The following is a 4,115-nucleotide window of genomic DNA, read 5'->3' on the forward strand; positions in this document are numbered from 1 at the left end:
CTGGTGGTGATGACTGGTTGACTGAGGAATCATCCTTCAACCCTGTCACTCCTTACGGCATTTCTAAAGTTCGTGTCGAGCAAGATGTTACTCAGTTAGCGGACGATAACTTTAGTCCTACCTTTCTTCGGAATGCTACAGCTTATGGTGTTTCGCCGCGTTTGCGCTTTGATCTAGTACTCAATAACTTGGTCGCTTGGGCATTTACCACGGGTCAAGTGTATATCAAGAGTGATGGTACCCCTTGGCGTCCCATTGTCCATATTGAAGATATTTCCCAAGCCTTTATTGCGGTGTTGGAGGCACCTCGTGAGGTGGTACACAATCAAGCGTTTAATGTGGGACGCAATGAGGACAACTATCGTATTCGAGAGTTAGCCGAAATTGTCAAAGAAACAGTTCCAGGCTGTGAAATTGAATACGCTAAAGATGCTGGACCCGATAAGCGCTGTTATCGCGTTGATTGTAGTAAGATTATTCACACATTACCCGAATTCAAACCCCAATGGAATGCCCGTCGGGGAGCTCAAGAACTCTACCAAGCTTATCAAACCGTAGGCTTAACCTTGGAAGAGTTTGAGGGACCGAGGTATCAGCGTATTGCTCACATCAAACAATTACTTAGCACTGGAAGATTAGATCAAACCCTGCGTTGGCGTACCCAGCTACCTACATCTCCTAAAATACAAGCCATGAGTGTTTAGGAGTTGTTGGGTAATCGGTAATCGGTAATCGGTAATCCTACTCTAATTACCAATTACCAATTACCAAAAGGGCGGAAAAATTTGTTGCAGTCACCCTGGAGAATTAGTTAACTTTAATAAAAAGTTGACTTTGCTATTGTTATGAATATTTTATTGTTGCTGATTAACCGTTAATTGCAAACAGTTTACAGTTAACAATTAACAGTCATATTTGAAAAAAAATAATAATGTCTAATTCAATGCCGATTTGCCGTGCTAACAGCACTGATGACTTAGAGTTAATTATTTCCTTCGGTTACACCCCATTAGCTGATGGATTACTTACTAAAGACCAGTTAGATAAACCTGAATATACTGCTCCATTGGATCTGGCGTTTTATCCTAGCAGTGGTTTAGTCCAAATCACCGAAAGTGTCCCCCCGGAAATCCTATTTTGTCGAGACTACCCCTATTTTTCTTCTGTATCAAAATCGTTACTAAAACACTTTGGAGATAGTGCCAAAGCCATCATTGATTCAAGACAACTCAATAGCAACAGTCTAGTGATTGAAGCAGCTAGTAATGATGGCTATATGCTCAATAACTTTGTTGAAAAAGGAATTCCGGTGCTGGGAATTGATCCAGCCTCTGGACCTGCGGAAGCTGCCCAAAAAGCAGGTATTCCTACTCTTTGTACATTCTTTACCAAAGATTTGGCAATAGAGCTACACTCTCAAGGACGGAAAGCTGATGTTTTTATTGCTAACAATGTCTTGGCTCATGTGCCAGATCTGAATGGCTTTGTAGCAGGGATTGGCGTTTTGCTGAAAGAGACTGGTGTAGCTGTGATTGAAGTCCCCTATGTGGTTGACTTGGTAGATCACTGTGAATTTGACACTATCTACCATCAGCACTTATGCTATTTTTCAGTAACTGCTTTAGATCGGTTGTTTAGGAAACATGGTTTATTCCTAAATGACATCCAACGTACTCCAATCCATGGGGGTTCGTTACGCCTATTTGTGGAGCCTAAGGAACAGGTTAAGAAATCTGTAAAATCCCTATTAGCAGAAGAAGTAGCGCGGGGAGTTGACCGCATTGATTACTATCGTGATTTTGCTAATCGTGTTCAGGAAATTAAGCTTTCTTTACTGGATATACTCTGGGATTTGAAGAAACAGGGGAAAAAGGTGGCAGCCTATGGAGCAGCAGCTAAAGCAACTACTCTGCTCAGTTATTTTGGGATTAATAAAACCCTGGTGGATTATGTTGTGGATTTAAATCCATTCAAACATGGTCGCTACATGGGCATTAATCATTTACCTATTTTTTCACAATCAAAACTGTTAGAGGATAAACCAGATTATGTGTTGCTGCTAGCTTGGAATTTTGCTGATGAAATTTTGCAGCAACAAGAAGCATATCGACAACAAGGAGGTAAATTTATTATTCCGATTCCACAACCAAAGATTGTTTAGAGTTGACGGTTGACGATCAAGTAAGGGAGTAAAGTTACTCAAAATGATACAACAAGCATTGTCCAAAAATTTTGCTCACACACAACCGATTTCATTATCAGAACATATTTGTCCCAACTGTGGAAACCAAGGATTGTCCCTATTTTATGAAGTACATAACGTACCAGTTCACAGTTGCTTAATGATGTCAACCCAGGAAGCAGCTCTAGACTTCCCTTGCGGTGATGTGGTTTTGGGGTTTTGTCAAGACTGCGGCTTCATCACTAATGTTTCCTTTGATCCCAGGTGGTCAGCTTACGCTCCCAATTATGAAGACCAACAGAGTTTTTCCCCAACCTTCAATCAGTTTGCCCTTGATCTAGCCAATCATCTGATCGACAAATACGACCTTCATAACAAAGACATTATAGAGATTGGTTGTAGCAAAGGAGATTTCCTCTTGCTGCTGTGCGAATTAGGTAACAATCGTGGTGTTGGTATTGACCCGTCTGCTGTAGTAGGACGAGTCCAGAGTGAAGCCGCTGACCGGGTCACCTTTATTCAAGACTATTACTCAGAGCGCTATGCTGAGTATGTAGGTGATTTTATCTGTTGTCGCCATACCCTAGAGCATATTTATCCTACCGCTGAGTTTATTAGTACCGTGCGCCGCTCCATTGGCGATCGCCTCAATACCGTTGTGGTGTTTGAGATACCAGATACCATACGAGTACTCAAAGACTTAGCTTTTGAAGACATTTACTACGAACACTGCTCCTATTTCACCCCTGGATCCCTAGCGCGATTATTCCGTAACTGTGGCTTTGAAGTTACTGACCTGTATCGAGCTTATGGTGAACAATATTTGTTAATTGAAACCCGACCTGTCACCATCCCATCTGAGAAAGTACATCCTCTGGAAGAGAGTCTTGAGGAAGTTACTCAGCATGTCAAAAACTTCACCAACGAGATTAGCAAGAAGCTGGAGAATTGGAGGCAGCACTTAGAGCAGATGCATGCTCAAGGCAAGCGTGTTGTAGTTTGGGGTTCAGGTTCCAAGTGTGTGGCTTTTCTAACCACTCTTGATACCACAGACAAAATTGAATACGTGGTAGATATTAATCCCCATCGTCATGGGAAATTTATCCCTGGTGTTGGTAAAAAAATTATGGCACCAGAGTTTTTGAAGGAATACAAACCTGATCAGGTGATTGTCATGAATTCCATATATTGTGATGAAATTCAGCAAATGTTGAATAAGATGGGAGTAACTACAGAGGTTATATCTCTATAAATATCAGTCATTAGTCATGAGTGATCAGTTATGAGTCATAAGTCAAAAATTAAAGACTTATGACTCATAAAGTGTTTACTGGAGTTGTTTAGGTGTACTTGGGAACTATGTTTTTTATGCACACACTTGGAAAAAAATTTTCCATCAGAAAGCACCCAGCAAAGTTGAGCAATAACCGAAGGCTTGGATGCTTGCGGGAAAAAGAGTCTTTGTCATTTTTTATTTTTTGGTCGCCCCTTCAGGCCAAAATGGCAAATACTCCAATAGGTTTTATGGTACAAAAAAGTATGGGAAGTGAGTAGGCTTCCCCAAACTTTTTGAGTATTAATTAATTGTTTATAGCGGTTTCTACTCCAATGAGGTAGACCATAAGTCTCAATTAACAAGCTTTTCAGCTTCAAGGTGTACCTCACCATACAAAAAAAACACTATATTCCCCCTTATTATACCTTTCTAAGGGATACGGTTAACTTTTAATATTCAACATTCAACATTCAACTTTCAACATTCAACATTGAACATTTAAAGTTAACCTTAATAGTGTAAGTAATAAGAATAACCATGTACGACTTGGCGATTATTGGAGGAGGAATCATTGGCTTATCCACAGCCATGGCATTGGGTCAACGTTATCCAGATGCCAAAATTATGGTACTGGAAAAAGAGAGCAGTTGGGCGGCT

At 40.6% G+C, this 4,115-nt stretch carries 4 protein-coding genes; all 4 read left to right on the forward strand.

What is annotated here, in order from left to right; genetic code table 11:
• The coding region (locus tag F6K57_RS38325) for an NAD-dependent epimerase/dehydratase family protein (protein WP_293073746.1) at positions 1–704 on the forward strand (704 nt) is incomplete at its 5' end.
• A gap of 227 nt (positions 705–931) precedes the next feature.
• A complete protein-coding gene (locus F6K57_RS38330) occupies positions 932–2,161 on the forward strand; it encodes a class I SAM-dependent methyltransferase (RefSeq protein WP_293073749.1) in 1,230 nt (409 codons plus the stop codon).
• Between the two features lie 58 nt (positions 2,162–2,219).
• Positions 2,220–3,434, forward strand: coding sequence for a class I SAM-dependent methyltransferase (locus F6K57_RS38335; protein WP_293073752.1), 1,215 nt, complete (start codon positions 2,220–2,222; stop codon positions 3,432–3,434).
• 561 nt (positions 3,435–3,995) lie between these two features.
• On the forward strand, positions 3,996–4,115 hold a 120-nt coding region (locus F6K57_RS38340), incomplete at its 3' end, for an FAD-dependent oxidoreductase (protein ID WP_293073755.1).

It is taken from the genome of Moorena sp. SIO4A5 (assembly GCF_010672005.1).
In the GTDB taxonomy this organism is placed as follows: domain Bacteria; phylum Cyanobacteriota; class Cyanobacteriia; order Cyanobacteriales; family Coleofasciculaceae; genus Moorena.